This is a genomic window from Bradyrhizobium cosmicum (assembly GCF_032290525.1).
In the GTDB taxonomy this organism is placed as follows: Bacteria; Pseudomonadota; Alphaproteobacteria; order Rhizobiales; family Xanthobacteraceae; genus Bradyrhizobium; species Bradyrhizobium cosmicum_A.
In genome coordinates this window covers 100286-119234 of sequence record NZ_JASXTA010000005.1, presented here as the reverse complement: position 1 = coordinate 119234, position 18949 = coordinate 100286, and the positions used below count along the sequence as shown (strand labels likewise).

General features: G+C 65.0%; 18 protein-coding genes. 10 read left to right on the top strand and 8 right to left on the bottom strand.

What is annotated here, in order from left to right:
- Window positions 1-23 precede the first annotated feature (23 nt).
- From lptF to QSV46_RS11100, 8 genes are all read left to right on the top strand, one after another.
- Entirely contained in the window at window positions 24-1193 is a 1170-nt protein-coding gene (gene lptF, locus QSV46_RS11135; protein WP_314950244.1) for an LPS export ABC transporter permease LptF, read from the top strand.
- Window positions 1190-2287 carry an LPS export ABC transporter permease LptG gene (gene lptG / locus QSV46_RS11130; protein WP_314950242.1) on the top strand — a complete coding sequence of 366 codons (1098 nt, stop codon included), beginning with the start codon at window positions 1190-1192 and terminating at the stop codon, window positions 2285-2287. The genes lptF and lptG overlap by 4 nt, the downstream gene beginning before the upstream one ends.
- The gene (locus tag QSV46_RS11125; RefSeq protein WP_314950241.1) at window positions 2287-4773 is read left to right on the top strand and encodes an LPS-assembly protein LptD; all 2487 of its coding nucleotides are present in this window, start codon (window positions 2287-2289) and stop codon (window positions 4771-4773) included. Before lptG ends, QSV46_RS11125 begins: the two co-directional genes overlap by 1 nt.
- 67 nt (window positions 4774-4840) lie before the next feature.
- Complete coding sequence (locus QSV46_RS11120; protein ID WP_314950239.1) at window positions 4841-5776, top strand: SurA N-terminal domain-containing protein; 936 nt, start codon at window positions 4841-4843, stop codon at window positions 5774-5776.
- The gene (gene pdxA / locus QSV46_RS11115) at window positions 5776-6789 is read left to right on the top strand and encodes a 4-hydroxythreonine-4-phosphate dehydrogenase PdxA (protein WP_314950237.1); all 1014 of its coding nucleotides are present in this window, start codon (window positions 5776-5778) and stop codon (window positions 6787-6789) included. Before QSV46_RS11120 ends, pdxA begins: the two co-directional genes overlap by 1 nt.
- A complete protein-coding gene (gene rsmA / locus QSV46_RS11110; protein ID WP_314950236.1) occupies window positions 6789-7643 on the top strand; it encodes a 16S rRNA (adenine(1518)-N(6)/adenine(1519)-N(6))-dimethyltransferase RsmA in 855 nt (284 codons plus the stop codon). The genes pdxA and rsmA overlap by 1 nt, the downstream gene beginning before the upstream one ends.
- Window positions 7644-7668: 25 nt before the next feature.
- On the top strand, window positions 7669-8727 hold the full coding sequence (locus QSV46_RS11105; protein WP_314950235.1) for an alcohol dehydrogenase: 1059 nt from the start codon (window positions 7669-7671) through the stop codon (window positions 8725-8727).
- 215 nt (window positions 8728-8942) lie between these two features.
- Window positions 8943-9293, top strand: a complete 351-nt coding sequence (locus QSV46_RS11100) for a hypothetical protein (RefSeq protein WP_314950233.1) — start codon at window positions 8943-8945, stop codon at window positions 9291-9293.
- A gap of 87 nt (window positions 9294-9380) precedes the next feature.
- Here QSV46_RS11100 and QSV46_RS11095 read toward each other — a convergent pair whose 3' ends face one another.
- Window positions 9381-9635 (bottom strand): hypothetical protein, encoded by a 255-nt coding sequence (locus QSV46_RS11095; protein WP_314950231.1) that lies wholly within the window; start codon window positions 9633-9635, stop codon window positions 9381-9383.
- 118 nt (window positions 9636-9753) lie between these two features.
- Between QSV46_RS11095 and QSV46_RS11090 the strand changes: the two genes are divergently transcribed.
- On the top strand, window positions 9754-9993 hold the full coding sequence (locus QSV46_RS11090) for a hypothetical protein (protein ID WP_314950230.1): 240 nt from the start codon (window positions 9754-9756) through the stop codon (window positions 9991-9993).
- 254 nt (window positions 9994-10247) lie between these two features.
- Here the strand turns inward: QSV46_RS11090 and QSV46_RS11085 are convergent, their stop codons facing one another.
- Window positions 10248-10862, bottom strand: coding sequence for a cupin (locus tag QSV46_RS11085; protein ID WP_314950228.1), 615 nt, complete (start codon window positions 10860-10862; stop codon window positions 10248-10250).
- Window positions 10863-11991: 1129 nt separating this feature from the next.
- Here QSV46_RS11085 and QSV46_RS11080 point away from each other — a divergent pair.
- The gene (locus tag QSV46_RS11080; protein WP_314950227.1) at window positions 11992-13293 is read left to right on the top strand and encodes a hypothetical protein; all 1302 of its coding nucleotides are present in this window, start codon (window positions 11992-11994) and stop codon (window positions 13291-13293) included.
- On the opposite strand, the gene gmk is transcribed toward QSV46_RS11080, so the two are convergent.
- The 6 genes from gmk to fabG all read right to left on the bottom strand — a co-directional run bounded on the left by gmk (window position 13226) and on the right by fabG (window position 18946).
- The gene (gene gmk / locus QSV46_RS11075; protein WP_314950225.1) at window positions 13226-13885 is read right to left on the bottom strand and encodes a guanylate kinase; all 660 of its coding nucleotides are present in this window, start codon (window positions 13883-13885) and stop codon (window positions 13226-13228) included. The genes QSV46_RS11080 and gmk overlap by 68 nt on opposite strands.
- Before the next feature lie 3 nt (window positions 13886-13888).
- Window positions 13889-14776, bottom strand: coding sequence for a YicC/YloC family endoribonuclease (locus QSV46_RS11070; protein ID WP_314950223.1), 888 nt, complete (start codon window positions 14774-14776; stop codon window positions 13889-13891).
- Window positions 14777-14891: 115 nt separating this feature from the next.
- Window positions 14892-16160 carry an endolytic transglycosylase MltG gene (mltG, locus tag QSV46_RS11065; protein ID WP_314950222.1) on the bottom strand — a complete coding sequence of 423 codons (1269 nt, stop codon included), beginning with the start codon at window positions 16158-16160 and terminating at the stop codon, window positions 14892-14894.
- 125 nt (window positions 16161-16285) lie between these two features.
- Window positions 16286-17551, bottom strand: a complete 1266-nt coding sequence (fabF, locus tag QSV46_RS11060; protein WP_314950221.1) for a beta-ketoacyl-ACP synthase II — start codon at window positions 17549-17551, stop codon at window positions 16286-16288.
- A gap of 108 nt (window positions 17552-17659) precedes the next feature.
- A complete protein-coding gene (locus QSV46_RS11055; protein ID WP_008130699.1) occupies window positions 17660-17899 on the bottom strand; it encodes an acyl carrier protein in 240 nt (79 codons plus the stop codon).
- Between the two features lie 309 nt (window positions 17900-18208).
- Window positions 18209-18946, bottom strand: a complete 738-nt coding sequence (gene fabG, locus QSV46_RS11050; protein ID WP_314950211.1) for a 3-oxoacyl-[acyl-carrier-protein] reductase — start codon at window positions 18944-18946, stop codon at window positions 18209-18211.
- Window positions 18947-18949: the final 3 nt, after the last annotated feature.

The following is an 18949-nucleotide window of genomic DNA, read 5'->3' as shown; positions in this document are numbered from 1 at the left end:
GGTGGGGATTCGTGCGGTAGCGCATGGGGTCAATCGATAGGTATATCTTCCGCACGACGCTGGCGTCGTTTGCGCTGGTCCTGGTCAGCCTCACCGGCGTGATCTGGATTACGCAGGCGTTGCGCGGCATCGACCTGATGACGAGCCAGGGTCAGACCATCCTGACCTTCCTCGGCATCACCAGCCTCGTCGTGCCTGCCCTGGTCCTGATCATCTCGCCGATCGCGCTGATGATCGCGATCTCGCACACGCTGAACAAGCTCGCGACCGATTCCGAGATCATCGTGATGAATGCCGCCGGCTTCTCGCCGTTCCGGCTGTTCTATCCGTTCGTCTACGCCACCTGCGTCGTGGCACTGCTGGTCGCCTTCATCGCCGCCTATCTCGCCCCCGACGGCATGCGGCGGATCAAGCAGTGGGACGCCGAGATCACCGCCGACGTGCTCACCAACATCCTCCAGCCCGGGCGCTTCGCCCAGCTCGACAAAAACCTCACGATCCGGATCCGCGAACGCCAGCCCGGCGGCATTCTCGCCGGCATCTTCATCGACGATCGCCGCGATCCGAGGGAGCGCGTCTCGATCGTCGCCGAGCAAGGCGAGGTCGTGAAGAACGCGAACGGCTCGTTCCTGGTGCTCAAGGACGGCAATCTCCAGCGCTTCGAAACCGGCAAGCGCGATCCTGCGCTGGTGGCGTTCGGCCGCTACGGCTTCGACATGTCGAAGTTCTCGGGCCAGGGCCACGACGTCACCCTCGGCATCCGCGAGCGTTATCTCTGGGAATTGTTCGCACCGTCCGAGGACGACCCCGTCTACAAGCAGATTCCCGGGCAGTTCCGCTCGGCCTTGCACGACAGCCTGTTGGCGCCGATCTATCCTTTCGGCTTTGCCGTGCTGACCTTCGCCTTCCTCGGCGCGCCGCGCACCACCCGCCAGAGCCGCAACTTCTCGATCGGCGGCTCGGTGCTCGCCGTGTTCGGCCTGCGCATGGCGGGATTTGCCTGCTCGGTGATGGCGGTGAAGTCGCCTGGGCCGGTGCTGCTCCAATACGCGATGGTCATGGGCGCCATCGGCATCGGGCTGTGGATGATCATCGGCGGGGTCGTGGTCGAGCCGCCGCCCCGTCTCATGGAGGCCATCAACAGGTCGAACGCGCGCATCGCGCGGCTGTTCGGACGGCCGGCCGCCGCATGAGCATGCTCACCAACACACTCGGGCGCTATTTCGCCGGACGCTTCGTCGTCGCGGCGCTCGGCGTGTTCGCGAGCATTTTCCTGCTGCTGGTGCTGGTCGACTACATCGAGATGGTGCGCAAGACCTCAGGCCTCGCATCCGCCTCCGCGATCATGGTGGCCGAGACCTCGCTGTTCCGGGTGCCGCAGCTGCTGGAGAAGCTGACGCCGTTCTGCATGCTGATCGGCGCCATGACCTGCTATCTCGCCCTCTCCCGCCGGCTCGAGCTCGTGGTCGCACGCGCCGCCGGCGTCTCGGCGTGGCAGTTCATCTCGCCGGCGCTCGGCAGCGCGCTGCTGATCGGGGTGATCGCCACCGTCGCCTACAATCCGATGTCGGCGAACCTGCGCGAGCTCTCCAAGCGCATGGAAGCCGAGCTGTTCGGCTCGGCCCCCGGCGGCGGCATCCAGGACGCCTCCGGCTTCTGGCTCAACCAAGTCACCAATGACGGCCAGGTCATCATCAACGCGGCGCGCAGCGAGCAGCAGGGCGTCCGGCTGACCGGTCTGACCCTGTTCCGATTCGATACGGACTGGCATTTCAAGGAGCGGATCGAGGCGCGCGAGGCGACGCTGGAGGCCGGCCATTGGCTGTTCAAGACCGTCCGCCGCTACTCGCTGGATTCGCCGCCGATCGACCAGGCGACGTTGGAAATTCCGACGGCGCTGACCGAGGCGCAGATCCGCAACAGCTTTTCCACACCCGAGACTGTGTCTTTTTGGCAACTACCGAGCTACATCCGCTCCTCCGAAAGCTCGGGCTTCGCGACAGCCGGCTACCGACTCCAGTATCAGAAGCTGCTGGCACAGCCGTTTTTGCTGGCCGCGATGGTGATGCTCGCGGCCTCCGTGTCGTTGCGCTTCTTCCGGATGGGCGGCGTGCAGAAGATGGTTTTGAGTGGCGTGGGTGCAGGCTTTCTGCTCTACGTTTTGTCGAAAGTGACTGAAGACTTGAGCAAGGCTGAGTTGATGCATCCGATCGCTGCGGCGTGGTTGCCCGTGGTGGTGGGCGGCCTCACCGGCTTTTTGGCCTTGTTGTACCAGGAGGACGGTTAGTGACTGCCGTCCATCGAGGACCCGTGTCTCGTTTGACGCGCCGCATCGTGATGCGCGCGAACGGCTGCGGCTTGTCCGCGCGCAGGTTCCTGCTGGCCGTCGCCGCCGTTGCATCGCTCGGCGTGATGGACGCAGCCCTCGTGGCCCCCGCCTCCGCACAGAGCTTCACGTACAATCCGCTGCCGCCGCGTCCGAAGCCGCCGAAAGTCGCCAACGACAACCAGATGCTGGTTCAGGCGACCGAGGTCGATTACGACTACAACAATTCGCGCGTCTCCGCGGTCGGTAACGTCCAGCTGTTCTACAACGGCACCAGCGTCGAGGCCGACAAGGTCATCTACGACCAGAAGACCAAGCGCCTCCATGCCGAAGGCAACATCCGCATGACGGATGCCGACGGCAAGATCACCTACGCCGAGATCATGGATCTAAGCGACGACTACCGCGACGGTTTCGTCGATTCGCTGCGCGTGGACACCGCCGACCAGACCCGCATGGCAGCGAGCCGCGCCGACCGCTCCAGCGGCAACTACACGGTGTTCGAGAACGGCGTCTACACGGCTTGCGCGCCATGTAAGGACGATCCGAAGAAGCCGCCGCTCTGGCAGGTCAAGGGTGCGCGCATCATCCACGACCAGCAGGAGAAGATGCTGTATTTCGAGACGGCGCAGATCGAGTTCTTCGGCGTGCCGCTCGCCTACATGCCCTATTTCTCGACGCCCGACCCGACCGTAAAGCGCAAGAGCGGCTTTCTGATGCCCGGTTATTTTCCGGGCACGACGAACACCGGCTTCGGCGCCGAAGTCCCGTATTATTGGGCGATCGCGCCCGACATGGACGCAACCTTCACTCCGCGCTTCATGTCGCGGCAAGGTGTAATGCTGCAAGGCGAATTCCGTCAGCGTTTGATCGACGGTGCCTATCAGATCCGCGCCTACGGCATCGACCAGCTCGATCCTGGAGCGTTTGCCGGACAGCCCGGAGATCGCCAGTTCCGCGGCGCCGTCGATACCAAGGGTCAGTTCGCGCTGAACGACAAATGGGTCTGGGGTTGGGACGGCGTCCTAATGTCCGACTACTATTTCTTCTCGGACTACCGGCTCTATCAATACCGCGATCCGCTCGGCTCGTTCCTGAATCTGCCGACGGACGCGGTCTCGCAGCTCTATCTGACCGGCGTCGGCAACCGCAGCTTCTTCGACGCGCGCACGATGTACTGGCTGAGCTATTCGGGTAACCAGAGCCAGGTGCCGGTCGTCTACCCCGTGATCGACTACTCAAACGTGCTCAACTATCCGGTGTTCGGCGGCGAATTCAGCTACAAGACCAATTTCCTGAACCTGTCGCGTGACGCGCCGGTGTTCGATCCGATCACCACGCTCGCCAACACCGGCAGCCTGTGCACGACGGCGTCGGCCGATCCGCTCGCGCGCACGCCCTCGCAGTGCTTGTTGCGCGGCTTCCCCGGCACCTATACCCGCCTCACGGCGGAAGCGCAGTGGCGCAAATCCTTCACCGACCCGTTCGGCCAGATCTGGACGCCATTCGCCAGTCTTCGTGCCGACGCGATCAACTCCTCGGTCTCCAGCCAGCCGGGCGTGTCCAACTACCTGCCCGTCGGCGACACCCAGGCATTCCGCCTGATGCCGACCGTCGGTCTGGAATACCGCTATCCCTTCATCAACGTTCAGCCCTGGGGCTCCACCACCATCGAGCCGATCGCGCAGATCATCGTCCGGCCGAACGAGACCTATGCCGGCAAGCTTCCGAACGAGGACGCCCAGAGCATGGTGTTCGACACCTCGAACCTGTTCAGCGTCGACAAATTCTCCGGCTATGACCGCGTCGAGGGCGGCGGCCGCGCCAATGTCGGCGTGCAGGCCACCACGCAGTTCGACAAGGGCGGCGCCGTCAAGGTGCTGTTCGGCCAGTCCTACCAGCTGTTCGGCATGAACTCCTATGCGGTCCAGGACTCCATCAACACCGGCCTCGACTCCGGCCTCGACAAGCCGCGCTCCGATTACGTGGCGAGCGCCAGCTACTCGCCCAACAGCACCTACACGTTCAGCGTCCGCTCCCGCATGGACGAGCAGACCACGAACGTGCAGCGCTTCGAGGCGGAAGGCCGCGCCAACTTCAACCGCTGGTCGATGAGCGTGATGTACGGCAATTACGCGCCGCAGCCGGAGCTCGGCTATCTGACTCGCCGTGAGGGCATCCTCACCAGCGGCTCGATCAAGGTCGCCGCCAACTGGGTGGTGACGGGCTCGGCGCGCTGGGACCTCGAGGCCAACAAGATCAACCAATATGTGCTCGGCGCCGGCTATGTCGACGATTGCTTCGTGCTGGCGGCGAACTATGTAACTTCGTATAGCTATTCCGCGGGCACGACGCCGCCCGTGCTGAGCCACGCGTTCATGTTCCAGATCGGCTTGCGCACGCTGGCGACCTCAAGCGGTAGCAGCAATTCTGCCGGCCTCCAGTAATCGTCTGAAGGGCCGGCGGCGTGTTCCCGATTGCAGGCTCATCCCGGCCGACATCCGAGCGACAATCATGACGACCCCATTGCCTGTCTTCCGCCTTGTCCTTGCCCTCGCTGCCGGGCTGGTCCTGACCGGCGTGCCCGCGCCGGTGGGCGCGCAGAACATCGTCGTCATGGTCAACGGCGATCCGATCACCGATTTCGACATCGACCAGCGCTCCAAGCTGGACACGCTGACGACGCAGAAGACCCCGACCCGGGAACAGGTCATCAACGAGCTGATCGACGACAAGGTGAAGCTCAAGGAAGGCAAGAAGTACGGCGTCGACCCCGGAATTTCCGACATCAACCAGTCCTACGAGGGCATGGCGCAACGCATGCGCATCTCGCCGGACCAGCTCACCAAGTCGCTCGAGACCAAGGGCGTCCGCCCCGAGACGCTGAAAGGCCGCATGAAGGCCGAGATGGTCTGGACCAGCCTCGTGCGCGGCCGCTTCAAGGAGAAGCTGATGGTCGGCGAGCGCGACGTCGCGCAGGCCGTGCAGGCCCAGACCGGCGACAAGCTTCAGATCGAGGGCACCGAGTACAAGATGCAGCCGATCGTGCTGATCGTGCCGCGCGGCTCGTCCCCGGCCCTCCTGGAGACGCGGCGCAAGGAAGCCGACACCTATCGCTCGCGTGTCGGAAGCTGCGAGGAAGCCAATTCGCTGTTCCGCTCGACGCCCAACGCCACCATCCGCGACACCGTCACCAAGACCACCGCGGAGCTGCCCGAGGCACTTCGCAAAGTGCTCGACGACACTGCGATCGGCCATTTGACCGCGCCCGAGGTGACCAAGGCGGGCATCGAGATGGTGGTGCTGTGCTCGCGCAAGCCGACCATGATCGACACGCCGAAGAAGCGCGAGGTCCGCGAGAAGATGTATCAGGAGAAGTACGAGAAGACTCAGAAGGCCTATCTCGACGATCTTCGCAAGGCGGCGATGATCGAATATCGCAACCGCTGATGGCCAACGACGCGATAAAACCCCTCGCCCTGACCCTGGGAGAGCCCGCCGGCATCGGCCCCGACATCACGATCGCAGCCTGGCTCCGGCGCCGCGAACTGAACCTGCCCGCCTTCTATCTGCTCGGCGACGAGGCGCTGATCGCGCGCCGCGCCAAAGCGCTCGGCGCCGATGTCAGGATCGCCTCCGTGAGTCCCGGTGAGGCCGAAGCAGCCTTCACCGACGCCCTGCCCGTGGTTGCGACCGGCGAGCGCGCGACGGCTGCGCCCGGCACGCCCGATGCATCCAGCGCACCGGCCGCGCTGGCCTCGATCCGGCAGGCGGTCGCGGATGTCCGCGAGGGCCGCGCCAGCGCCGTCGTCACCAATCCGATCGCCAAGAGCGTGCTCTACCGCGCGGGCTTCCGCCATCCCGGCCACACCGAATTCCTCGCCGAGCTCGCCGCGGACGGCGGCCGCGTGCCGCAGCCGGTGATGATGCTGTGGTCGCCGCGGCTCGCCGTGGTGCCGGTGACCATCCACGTCTCCCTGCGCGATGCGCTGGCCCAGCTCACCAGCGAGCTGATCGTCTCGACCGTGCGCATCGTCGCCGCCGAGCTGAAGTCCCGCTTCGGCGTCGCAAGGCCACGCATCGCGATCTCCGGCCTCAATCCGCATGCGGGAGAGGACGGCTCGCTCGGCCACGAGGAGCAGACGGTGATTGCACCGGCGCTCAAGACGCTACGTGGCGACGGCATCGAGGCCAGGGGTCCGCTGCCAGCCGACACCATGTTCCACGAGGCCGCGCGAAACAACTACGACTGCGCGGTCTGCATGTATCACGACCAGGCGCTGATCCCGATCAAGACGGTCGCCTTCGACGACGCGGTCAACGTCACGCTCGGCCTGCCCTTCATCCGCACTTCGCCCGACCACGGCACCGCCTTCGACATCGCCGGCACCGGCAAGGCCAATCCCGCGAGCCTGATCGCGGCCTTGATGCTCGCGCGCCGCATGGCGGCTGCGACAAGCTGATGAGCGCGATCGACGACCTCCCGCCGCTTCGCGAGGTCATTCGCCAGCACGCGCTGTCGGCGCGCAAATCGCTCGGCCAGAATTTTCTGCTCGACCTCAATCTCACCGCGCGCATCGCGCGCGCGGCAGCGCCGCTGGAGGACTCCACCATTGTCGAGATCGGTCCCGGCCCCGGCGGGCTGACCCGCGCGCTGCTCGCGCTCGGCGCCAGGCGCGTCATCGCCATCGAGCATGACGAGCGCGCGATCCCGGCGCTGGAGGACATTTCCGCGCGTTATCCCGGCCGGCTCGAGATCGTGCATGGCGATGCCATGAGCTTCGACCCGCGCCCGCGGCTCGCAGGCCAACGCGCAAAGATCGTCGCCAATTTGCCCTACAACATCGCGACCCAGCTCCTGATCAACTGGCTCACCACCGAGCCCTGGCCGCCCTGGTATGACATGATGGTGCTGATGTTTCAGCGCGAGGTCGGCGAGCGCATCGTGGCGCGCGAGGACGAGGAGGCCTATGGCCGCCTCGGCGTGCTCGCCAACTGGCGCTGCGAGACGAAAATCCTGTTCGACATTTCGCCGTCCGCCTTCGTGCCGCCGCCGAAGGTGACCTCCTCCGTCGTGCGGCTAACACCGCGCGAAACGCCGCTTTCCTGCGATCGCAGGATGCTCGAGCAGGTCGCGGCCGCAGCCTTTGGCCAGCGCCGGAAAATGCTGCGCCAGAGCCTGAGATCGCTGGGCACCGATCCCGCGCGGCTCGCGGCCGCCGCCGGCGTCGATGCGACGCGGCGGGCGGAGACCATTCCGATTTCCGGCTTTGTTGCCATGGCGCGTGAATTGGCGGATATACGAGCCGAAACGTGAGAATGAAAATTCCGGAGGAAAGAAAATGGCGTTGATGCGTCGGCAGTCCCTGGTCAAGTTCGATGCGCCCTTGTGCGAGACCATCGTCGACACGCCGAAGCCGAAAGGCGCCGAGGTGCTGGTGCGCATCGAGCGCTGCGGCCTCTGCCATTCCGATCTGCACATCCAGGACGGCTATGCCGATCTCGGCGGCGGCAGGAAGCTCGACACCACGCGCGGCATGACGCTGCCCTTCACGCTCGGCCACGAGATCGCCGGCGTCGTCGACGAGGTCGGCTCCGACGTGCCGGCAAGCCTCGTCGGAGCGAAGAAGGCGGTGTTCCCGTGGATCGGCTGCGGCCAATGCCGCGATTGCGCCAATGGCGACGAGAACCTCTGCGCGAAGCAGCGCTTCCTCGGCGTCTCCATCGACGGCGGCTTCGCCAGCCACGTGCTGGTGCCCGACGCAAAGTATCTGCTCGACTACGATCCCCTGCCGGTCAACCAGGCTGCGACCCTGATGTGCTCCGGCGTCACCGCCTATGGCGCGCTCAGGCGCCTGGTCGATCGTCCGCGCCAGCGCAACCTCCTGCTGATCGGCCTCGGCGGCGTCGGCATGATGGGCCTGTCGTTCGCGCAGGCGATGTTCAGGCAGCCGATCACGGTTGCCGATCTCAGCTCAGCCGCGCGCGAGACCGCGCTGAACAACGGCGCCGCCAGCGCCTACGATCCATCAGAGCCCGAAATCATCAAGCGTATCCTGAAGGAAACCGACGGCGGCTTCGACGAGGTGGTCGATTTCGCTGGCAGCGAGAGGTCGATGGCGTTCGCGGTCGCGGTGGCCGCGCGCGGCGGCAAGGTCGTGGTCTCCGGTTTGATGGGCGGCCAGTTCACGCTGCCGATGGTGCAGTGGGTCTACAAGCGCCTCACCGTCGAAGGCTTCATGGTCGGCACGCTCGCCGAGGCCCAGGAACTGATGGCACTCGCCCGCGCCGGCAAGATCAAGCCGACGCCGATGCGCGAGGAGCCGATGGGCGACGTCCAGAAATGGATCGAGAGCTTGCGCGCCGGCAAGGTCGTCGGCCGCATCGTGCTGAAGAACTGACGCGCGCGAGACGGCGAGACTCGCGTCTCGCCGTTTCGCTTTCTCCAGCGCATCGCCGCGCACGGAAGGGCGGCGATCGGGCCCCGCCCCGTTTGGCAGTGCATGTGCCTGCCGCTGGCAAATCCCGAAGCCGCCTTCCGGCCGAACCCCAGATCCGCCTCAGACAGGCCCGTTGGATCCGCCGGCTCCGCCCCGGCAAGAGCCGGACGCTAAGCGTGTTCGACGACCGCGAGCCGCTGTTCGCGTTGGCGATGGTAATGCGGCGGTTTCGCCGGCAGCCCGCCGCCTCCGCACCAATCACATCGGATCAGCAGTTGGAACGCCGCGAATGTTCCGTGCGTTGGCATCCCGTGAGGCGACGACGGAGTCAAAGCCACATGGAGACGGGCTTGCTCAATATCGGCAAATGGTACGATCCAATCTCCGAACGCTGGATCGAGCCACGCGAAACACGCGTCGAGGCGACGTCCTCCCATGCGAGCGAGAACCACGTCAGGGAGCTTCAGGAGACGATTGAAATCCAGCGCATCTGGCGCGCGCTGGTCGATTGCTGCGCACGCAAGTGAAACGAGGTTGAGCTGCGCCAACGATCTTGCATCCAGCGATCTTCCTTGGCGCAGCGACGCGCGTCCCTCCGGCTTGCAGACCCCCCGCTATTTTTTCTGATGGCCCTTCCTGGCATCGTCCTTCGGATCCTTTGGTCCGGCCTGCTTGGCCTCGGACTGATTGGCCCGGCTGACATTCGCGCCGGTGGTGTCCATCGTCCCTTTTTCCGTCGCCCCGTCAGTGTTTTCGGGCCGCTCCATGCCTGTTTGTGGGGCGGGCCCCGTGTTCTGGGCAACCGCCGGCCAAAGCGCAGTGAAAAAGGCCGTGAAGACAACGGCAGCAGCTGCGATCAGTGCTTTCATGGACACCTCCGTCAACCGGTGAATGACTTCTCTGCAAGCGAGTTGTTCCTACCCTGCTTTCACCGATGCCTGAGGCGGAAATCGCGGAACCTCGCGCCAACGGCTCCGTTGTGCCTTCATGAGCGATGCACTTCAGACCAAGGCAGCCCCGGCCCTGCGAGCGCTGCGATATTTGGCGATCGCCGCGGGCTGCGCCTGCCTGCTGCTGGCAGCCGTTTGTTTCATCATCGCAGCACAAGTGTTCATTCAAACCGGCGTGTTCGCACAGTCCAACGCAATCGTGGGACTCATCAGCGTCATGCTGGGGTGTTTGGCGCTAATGCTCGCGCGGGTGTGGAAGTATCGTAGGATGGGTTGAGCCGTTGCGAACCCCATCGCTCGCCCAACGTCTTTCACCGAATTCGAATTGAAGGTCGAGCTCGGATTGATCGCCGGCTCAGTCCATCGGGTCTTGACCGAGTCCGACGTGACGGTGGAACGAGGACGCCAGCGTCATCCCCATGTCGCCAGCGTCGCGAAGGATCGGCCACGGATATGCGCGGCAATTCACGCTCTCGTGGACTTACCAAGGGGAGCCCTGAGATCGGCACGGCGAAGGGACACCGCCTCGCGTCACGATCGCGATGGCTTCTTCCGCCATGATTTGAGCAGCGGCCCGCCGGCTCCCAGGACGGGATCTGCTTTCGGCTTGCGGACCTTGGCAATACGCTTGATGGCGTCAGGACGCTCCCTCGTGTCGGTGCACTCGTCGTACGTCCCGTCCTGCGGATACGCTCCGACGACCAGGAAGTCCCGGCTGGACTCGATCAGCCGGTGTCCTGTGCCTGCGGGAAGGACCAGAACGTCTCCGGCCTTCACGCTCACGATCCGCCCCTTGACCCCACCGCATTCGATCCTGGCCGTGCCGCGCGCCACGCCCATCACTTCGTGGACTTGCGAATGATAATGGACGAAGTCGTACACGGTATCGCGCCACGAGCGGCCCCAGCCGTTTCTATCGAACAGCGTGTCGACGATGACCTCCGGCGCAAAACGCCGGGTCTTGAGGTTCACCACGCCGCGATAGAGCAACACGGGAAGATGAGGGTTGTTCGGCACAATGCCATCGTCCCGGAAGTGGATCGCTGTCGGCTTCCGCGTCCGCACAAGTGCCCGCAGCGTTGCCGTGTCCGGATGATCCTCCACGAGCTTCTTGGCGAGATTCTTGATCTGATCCTTGATCGGCATGGGCTCTCCTCGGCCGCAATAGAACGGCTGCCGAGGTGATAAGTTTCCCGAGGTGATCCGGGTGGACCGGTGCTAACCTCCACGGCGTCGTTGAGCGTAGCGAAGCAATCCAGAATCTTTCCGCGGCAGTACTCTGGATTGCTTCGCTGCGCTCGCAATGACGGAGCAAGGTACGTTGTCACGATCCTGCGACATGCTTCTCAAGTCGCAGACGCATCTCCTCGATCTTGCACTTGGGCGTGCTCCCAAATGACGGCACGGCCAAAATGTGTTGAGTTCTAAGAGGCAGGCGCTCCGCGCCCGTCGGGCAAAATACCTCGTCAAGCCCTGCTCGCAAAAATATTCCACTTTCCCGAATTTCGGATTTGTGGCATATACGGGCGATCCCGGCCCTGCCAAAGGGGCGTTCGCGACCGTCACGAGATGCGGGCCGGGTGGCGGTGGACGCGGCAGCGCCGGCGCGAAACGCGTGACGACAGGGCGGGGCAACCGTGAGTCTCACGCGACGCGGACGACACGGCGCGGTTACAGCGGCCTCGTCGGTCGTCGAGGGTGAGCACACGCAAGCCCCCGACGATCAGGCGGGACCGTCCGCGGACGGAGAAGTCGTGTGGTCCTGGCGCCCGGGGTCTGTGCGTCAAGGCTTGCGGTGATGCGGCGGCCCGACCGGGCGAGTGCATCAGCCATCCGCAAGGCGACGGGGGCAATAGTGCATCGCTCCCCGGGGAGAGCACGAAGGACACCGTTAAAACCATCCGCGCAGGGAAGGCCGGGCGACCGGCACACCTGTGGTCCACCCCGTGTGCATCTTCGTAGCGCACGGATCTCGGGTGCCGCCGGCGCCCGGCCTTCCCTGCGCCCTTTGGCTTCCATCGGGCGGCAAGACGACAGCAAGGCTCGGGCAGAACCTGCCGCGGGAACGCGACGCCGTGGCGCCTCGCCAAAGCAGGTGCGATCACCCATGGGCGCCCGGAAACATGGAGCGCGACGAGCAATCATGGAACCCAAAAAGCCTGATTTCGCGGCGGAACGAACACCGCACAGGCCCGATTCAGGCCACATCCTCTCCGGATTTGCGGCTCATTGCCACCCAAGTCTTTGATGACAAAGGGCCGTCAAGAGTTGCGTCATGCGTAAACGGGAGACCAGGATGGGCAACCGCACCGCAAAGTTCATATCCGCGCTAGTCGGCAGCATCATCGCCGGCGCGCCACTGGCGGCCGTGTCGCAGAACGCGCCGACGGCGACGAGCACGGCCAACGCGGCCAGCGATTGCCTCGCCTCACCGAAGGGCGCGGCGCCGCAAGGCCAGCACTGGTTCTATCGGCTCGATCGCGCGAGCAAACGGCAATGCTGGTATCTGCGCGCCGAAGGCGGCAAGGCCACTCAAACCGCGCAGGCTGCATCCGACGCACCGACAGCTGAAACGCCAGCGCCACAGCCGCACGCGGTGCAGGACGCGCGCGCCGAATATCTGACGTCGAAAAGCAATGCGGCTCCGACGCTGCCGCCTGCTCCCGCCGTTGCACCGGCGCCGACGCAACAGGCTGCGAGTCCCGCAGCCGCTAGCGACGCGCAGCAACCCGCCGCCGCGACCCGCTGGCCCGACGCCACCACCACGTCGCCCGCACCGGAGCCGGCGCCTGCTCCCGTCACGGTGACAGCCGCACAGCCGAATGCAAAACCAACGAAATCGCCTGCTCAAGCCGCTGCCCCGGTCGCGCTCGCCGCAGCCGACAGCAGCACCGACAAGCCGACCGGCTCGCTGCAGATGCTGATGCTCGTCGTCGGCGGCGCGCTCGCGCTCGCAGGCCTGCTCGCCAGCATCGTCTACCGCTTCGCCGGCGGACGCGGACGCGTCCGCGTCCAGGCCGCCGACCACCGCCGCGTCAACTGGAGCCATTTCGAGCCGCACGATCGGAACGATGGCCGCGCGCCCTGGCTCAACGTGCGCCCGGCCGAACTGGCGCGCGCGCCGCAGCCGCGCCCGGTGGATTTCGATGCCGCGCGTCCGCAAGCCGCACAGCCCGCGATCCCGCAATCCGAGATCCCGCAGTCGCAAGCCGCCGCGTCGTCTCAAGCCGCACCGCCGCGAGCCGCTCCGCTCGCCGCCCTCACCAGCGAGATCGGCAGGATCGCAGCACAGTCCCGGCCCGCTCACCGCGAGGTCGCGGAGCTCGACGAGGCCGACATATTCGACGGCGAGTTCGAGATCGCGGCCTCGGCGCCCCGGCTCGCGGCCAACGACATCAACGGCGAAGCGCCGGCCGATGCGGATGCGGAAATCGAGGACGCCGTCGACGTCGACGTGATCACGGCCATGCTGGAACGGCTGGCGCAGCAAGGCCCGCGGCTGAAGCAGCCTAGCCTTGAAGCTGACCTTGCAGATTTCGTACGAACCCCACGAGGCCAATCCGCCGCTCGCGCTTGAGGCGCTCGGCCTTCAGGATCGACTGCACCTCGGCAAACGCCTCGTCGACGTCGTGGTTGATGACGATGTAGTCGTATTCGGCCCAGTGGCTCATTTCGTGGCTGGCGCGGCTCATGCGCTTGCGGATCACCTCGTCGGAATCCTGCGCGCGCGAATGCAGCCGCTTCTCGAGATCAGCGGCCGAGGGCGGCAGGATGAAGACGCGAACCACGTCGACGCTCGCTTTCTGATGCAGTTGCTGAGTACCCTGCCAGTCGATGTCGAACAGCACGTCCTGCCCGGCCGACAGTGCCGCCTCCACCGGCGCGCGCGGCGTCCCGTAGAGATTGTCGAACACGGTGGCCCATTCGAGCAGTTCGCCCTGCTCCACCATCGTCTCGAACTTGGGCTTGTCGACGAAGAAATAGTCGCGCCCCTCGACCTCTCCCGGCCGCATCTGACGCGTGGTCGCCGACACTGACATCTTCAGGCCGGGCTCCCGCTCGAGCAACAACCGCGACAGCGTCGTCTTGCCCGCGCCCGAGGGCGAGGACAGCACGAACATCAGTCCGCGCCGCTCGACGCCGTCAGTCCCGTGCCCGCCAATCGTCATCGATCACTCCAGATTCTGGACCTGCTCGCGAAACTGCTCGACCACGTTCTTCATGGCGAGCCCGGTATTGGTCAGCTCGATGTCGTTCGACTTCGAGCAGCAGGTGTTGACCTCGCGATGAAACTCCTGCGCCAGGAAGTCGAGCTTGCGGCCGATCGGGCCGCCCTTGCCGATCAGCTCGCGCGCCTGCGCGATGTGCGAGGCGATGCGGTCGAGCTCCTCGCGGATGTCGGCCCTGGTCGCGATCAGGATCGCTTCCTGCATCAGGCGGTCGGAATCGAAACGGTCGGAGGTGTCGAGCAGGCTCGCGATCTGCTCGGCGAGCCTGGCCTTGATCGCCTCGGGCTTGCGGCCGGGCGAGCCTTCCGCCTTTTTCGCCAGTTGCTCGACCTCGTCCACGCGCTGGATCAGGATCTGCCCGAGCGAGGTCCCCTCGCGCTTGCGCATCTCGACGAGATCGGCGAGCGCCTTGTCGAAGGCGTCCGCGGCGGCAGCACGCGCGGCCTTGTCCTCGTCCTCGTCGCCCTCGGGCTCGGCGACCTCGACGACGCCCTTGATGGCCAAAAGCCCGTCTACGCTCGGCGCGACCGCATCCACCTTGCCGGCGATCATGGCGGCGGCCTTGAGCACGGCGTTGAGCACGTCCTCGTTGACGCGGACTGAGGCGGCGGCATTGGCGCGCTTGACGTTGAGATTGGCGTAGACCGTGCCGCGCGACAAAAGCTCGCCGGCGCGCTTCTTGGCGTGGGCCTCGAGCTCGTCAAACCCCTGCGGCAGCCGCACCCTGAGGTCAAAGCCCTTGGCGTTGACCGACTTCAATTCCCATTCGAACGTATACGGCCCGCTAGCGCCGTGGCTTCGGGCAAAGCCGGTCATGGACGACAGCGCCATCAGATCAAATTCTCCAGAAACACGGGATTCGCGAGGCCATCGGGCCACGCGAATCTTAAGACCATTTTGCAGGAAAGTGGAATCCGCAAAGTCCCGTAGGTGGGTCTGCGCGAACTCAGCGCTGGATTACCGGCGGCGAGGGCTGCACCGCGCCCTGCCGCGCCGGCGCAGGACCCGCCGGGCGAGCCGGCGGCTTCTTCTGGTTGGGCCGCGCCGGCGTGGTCGCCGTCGGCGTATCGGTGGCAGCGCCCGGCGCGGCGGCCGGCGGCGGCGCGTCTTCGGCCGGCTCGACCGTGTCGTTCTGGATCTGCTTCTCGATCGCGCGCAGCTTGGCAACGTTCTTCTGATGCGCGTCGTAGGTCTCGGTGAAGGCATGCCCGCCGGTGCCGTCGGCGACGAAATAGAGGTCGCGGGTGCGGGCCGGATTGGCGGTGGCTTCCAGCGAGGCGCGGCCGGGATTGGAGATCGGGCCCGGCGGCAGGCCCTCGATCACGTAGGTGTTGTACGGCGAGGGCTGCGTGATCTCGCTGCGCTTGATCGGGCGGCCGAGCGTGCCCTTGCCGCCGACGAGGCCATAGATGATGGTCGGATCGGACTGCAGCTTGATCCTCTGCTTCAGGCGGTTGGCGAACACGGCTGCGACGCGGCTGCGCTCGTCAGGCTTGCCGGTCTCCTTCTCGACGATCGAGGCCAGCGTCACCAGTTGCTCCTGCGTCTTGACCGGGGTGTCCTGGCTGCGACGCTCCCAGATCTCGGCCAGCACGCGCTTGTGCGCCTGCTGCATGCGCTGGATCACCTGATCGCGCGGGGTCCCGCGCGGGAATTTGTAGGTCTCGGGCAGCAGCGTGCCTTCGCGCGGCAGCTCCCGCACGCTGCCGGTGAAGATGTCGTTGTCGGACAGCCGCGCCACGATCTGCTCGGAGGTCAGGCCTTCCGGTATCGTGACGGAATGCTGCACCACCTTGCCCTCGACGATGGTGCCGATGACATCGCGCAGCGACGCATTTTTCTGGAATGAATACTCGCCCGGCTTCAGGTCCGAGCTCGCCTTCAGCGCGGCGACGCTGGCGATGAACACCCACGGATTGACGTCGGTCACGCCCTCCCGGTTCAGCGTCTCGGCGATGTCGCGCTTGCCCGCACGCTGCGGGATGTTGACGATCTTGTCTTCCTTCAGCGGCCCCGGCGCCTCGAGCACCTGCCGCCCGTAATAATAGACGCCGCCGGCGCCGATCATGGCGATCAGCAGCAAAGTGATGATGGCGTTGCCGACGATCACGAAGGGATTGCGCGCCCGGTCCGATCGTTTCGGCGGCGGCGGGACCTGCTCGGGCTCGAGCGCTGCCCGCGGACTCCGGGGCGAAATGGGCGGCCTTTCACTCATCGAAGCAACCTGAATCCTGCCGGTTCAATCGCAGCCTGACAATCGCTTGCCGAGCCAAATGCACGCGCCCGCTTCCATGACTATCGCCGAATACGGCAAAACGGTGGATTCGTCGCAACAACAAGCTAATGGACCAGGCGACGGAAGATCACCGACGCATTGGTACCGCCAAAACCAAAAGAATTCGACAACGCGACGTTGACCTCACGCTTCTTCGCAGTATGCGGCACGAGATCGATCACAGTCTCGACCGACGGAATGTCGAGGTTGATGGTCGGCGGCACGACATTATCGCGAATCGCAAGAATGGCGAAGATCGCCTCGATCGCGCCGGCCGCGCCGAGGAGATGGCCGGTCGACGATTTGGTCGAGGACATCGCGACCTTGGAGGCGGCGTTGCCGAGCAACCGCTCGACCGCGCCGAGCTCGATCTCGTCGCCGAGTGGTGTCGAGGTGCCGTGCGCGTTGATGTAGTCGAGGTCGGACGCCGCGAGGCCGGCGCGCTTAAGGGCGGCCGCCATGCTGCGGAAGCCGCCATCGCCATCGGGCGACGGCGAGGTAATGTGATAGGCATCACCCGAAAGACCGTAGCCGATCACCTCGGCGTAGATCCTGGCGCCGCGGCGTTTGGCGTGCTCGAGTTCTTCCAGGACCAGGACACCGGCCCCCTCGCCCATCACGAAGCCGTCGCGGTCCTTGTCGTAGGGGCGCGAGGCCTTCTCGGGCGTCTCGTTGAAGCCGGTCGAGAGCGCACGCGCGGCGTTGAAGCCGGCAATGCCGATGCGGCAGATCGGCGATTCCGCGCCTCCGGCAACCATGACGTCGGCATCGCCGAGTGCGATCAGGCGGGCGGCATCGCCGATCGCATGCGCGCCGGTCGAGCAGGCCGTGACCACCGAATGGTTCGGGCCCTTCAGACCATGCTTGATCGAGACATAGCCGGAAGCAAGATTGATCAGGCGGCCCGGAATGAAGAACGGCGACACCCGGCGCGGGCCACGCTCCTTGAGCAGGATCGCGGTCTCGGCGATGCCGCTGAGGCCGCCGATGCCGGAACCGATCATGGTGCCGGTCGCGCACTTGTCCTCTTCGGTCTCGGGATGCCAGTTGGCATCGTCGAGCGCCTGGCCGGCTGCGGCCATGCCAAAGATGATGAAGTCGTCGACCTTGCGCTGGTCCTTCGGCTCCATCCAAATATCGGGATTGAAGGTGTCGTTGCTGCCGTCGCCGCGCACGACGGTGCAGGCGTATTTGGTCTGCAGATCGGAGACATCGAAGGTCTCGATCGCGCGCGCACCGCTTTCGCCATTGAGGATGCGTTTCCAGGTCGGTTCGACGCCGCAGCCGAGCGGCGACACCATGCCGAGACCAGTAACGACGACCCGCCTCATATCCGAAAACTCCGCATCGAAAGATTCACGGCCAATAACAAGAAACCGGCTGACCGCTGGTCAGCGGCCCGTCCGGTTTCAATGTTGTCCCCGCGAAAATGAAGAGCCTTAGCTCTTCGCGTTCTTCTCGAGAAACTTCGTGGCGTCGCCGACGGTGAGAATCGTCTCCGCCGCGTCGTCCGGAATCTCGCAACCGAATTCTTCTTCGAACGCCATCACCAGCTCGACGGTGTCCAGACTGTCGGCGCCGAGGTCGTCGATGAAGCTCGCAGCGTCGACAACCTTCTCGGGTTCAACACCAAGGTGTTCGACCACGATCTTCTTAACCCGCTCGCCAATGTCACTCATTGCATAACCTCGTGTTGTTCCCTGTAGACCCGACCCCCCGGGACGATACGAGCCGTCGTGGTCGTTGACTGCCTTCGCTTACGAACTTTGATTTGGCCCATCCTAACCGATGCAGGCCCGGCGAATGACGGCCAAGGCTCCGCATCGCCAATATACAGGGTTTCAAAAACCTGCAATGGCGTTCTTTGCCCATCCGTTGAAGGTCCGGTTATCATACTTCAACTGCCTTGACTACAAGCCTCATTTCGCTCCGGAAACGGCCCCTTGCCGCATCCCGCGCCGCCGATATGGGCAGCGCCGAACGAGACGTCAGATCATGGCCATGCCGCCATTGACATGGATGGTTTGGCCGGTGACGTAGGCCGCTTCGTTCGAACTCAGGTAGACCGCGGCTGCCGCAATGTCCTCGGGAATCCCCAGGCGATTGGCCGGAACCTTGGTCAGAATCGTCTCGCGCTGCTTGTCGTTGAGCGCATCCGTCATCGGCGTCTTGATGAAGCCCGGTGCGATGCAGTTCGCCGTCACGCCGCGCTTGGCGTATTCGGCGCCCAGCGTCTTGATCATGCCGATCAGGCCCGCTTTCGATGCGGTGTAGTTGCCCTGCCCCGGATTGCCGGTGACGCCAACCACCGAAGTGATGGCGATGATGCGGCCGAAGCGCTTGCGCATCATTAATTTGGTTGCGGCGCGCGCCAGGCGGAAGGTCGAGGTCAAATTGACGTTGATGACCTCCTCCCAATCCTCATCGCGGAGCTGGACGAAGAGATTGTCACGCGTGATGCCGGCATTGGCGACGAGGATGTCGACCTGCCCCATAGCGGTTTCCGCGGCGGGCACCAGCGCCTCGACCTCGTCGGTCTTGGAGAGATTGCAGGGCAGCACATGGGTGCGCTCACCGAGCTTGCCGGCAAGCTCATCCAGCACTTCCTTGCGCGTCCCCGATATCGCAACGGTGGCGCCCTGCGCATGCAGCGCCTGCGCGATCGCACCGCCGATGCCGCCGGTCGCGCCGGTGACGAGCGCCTTTTTGCCAGTCAGATCGAACATAGA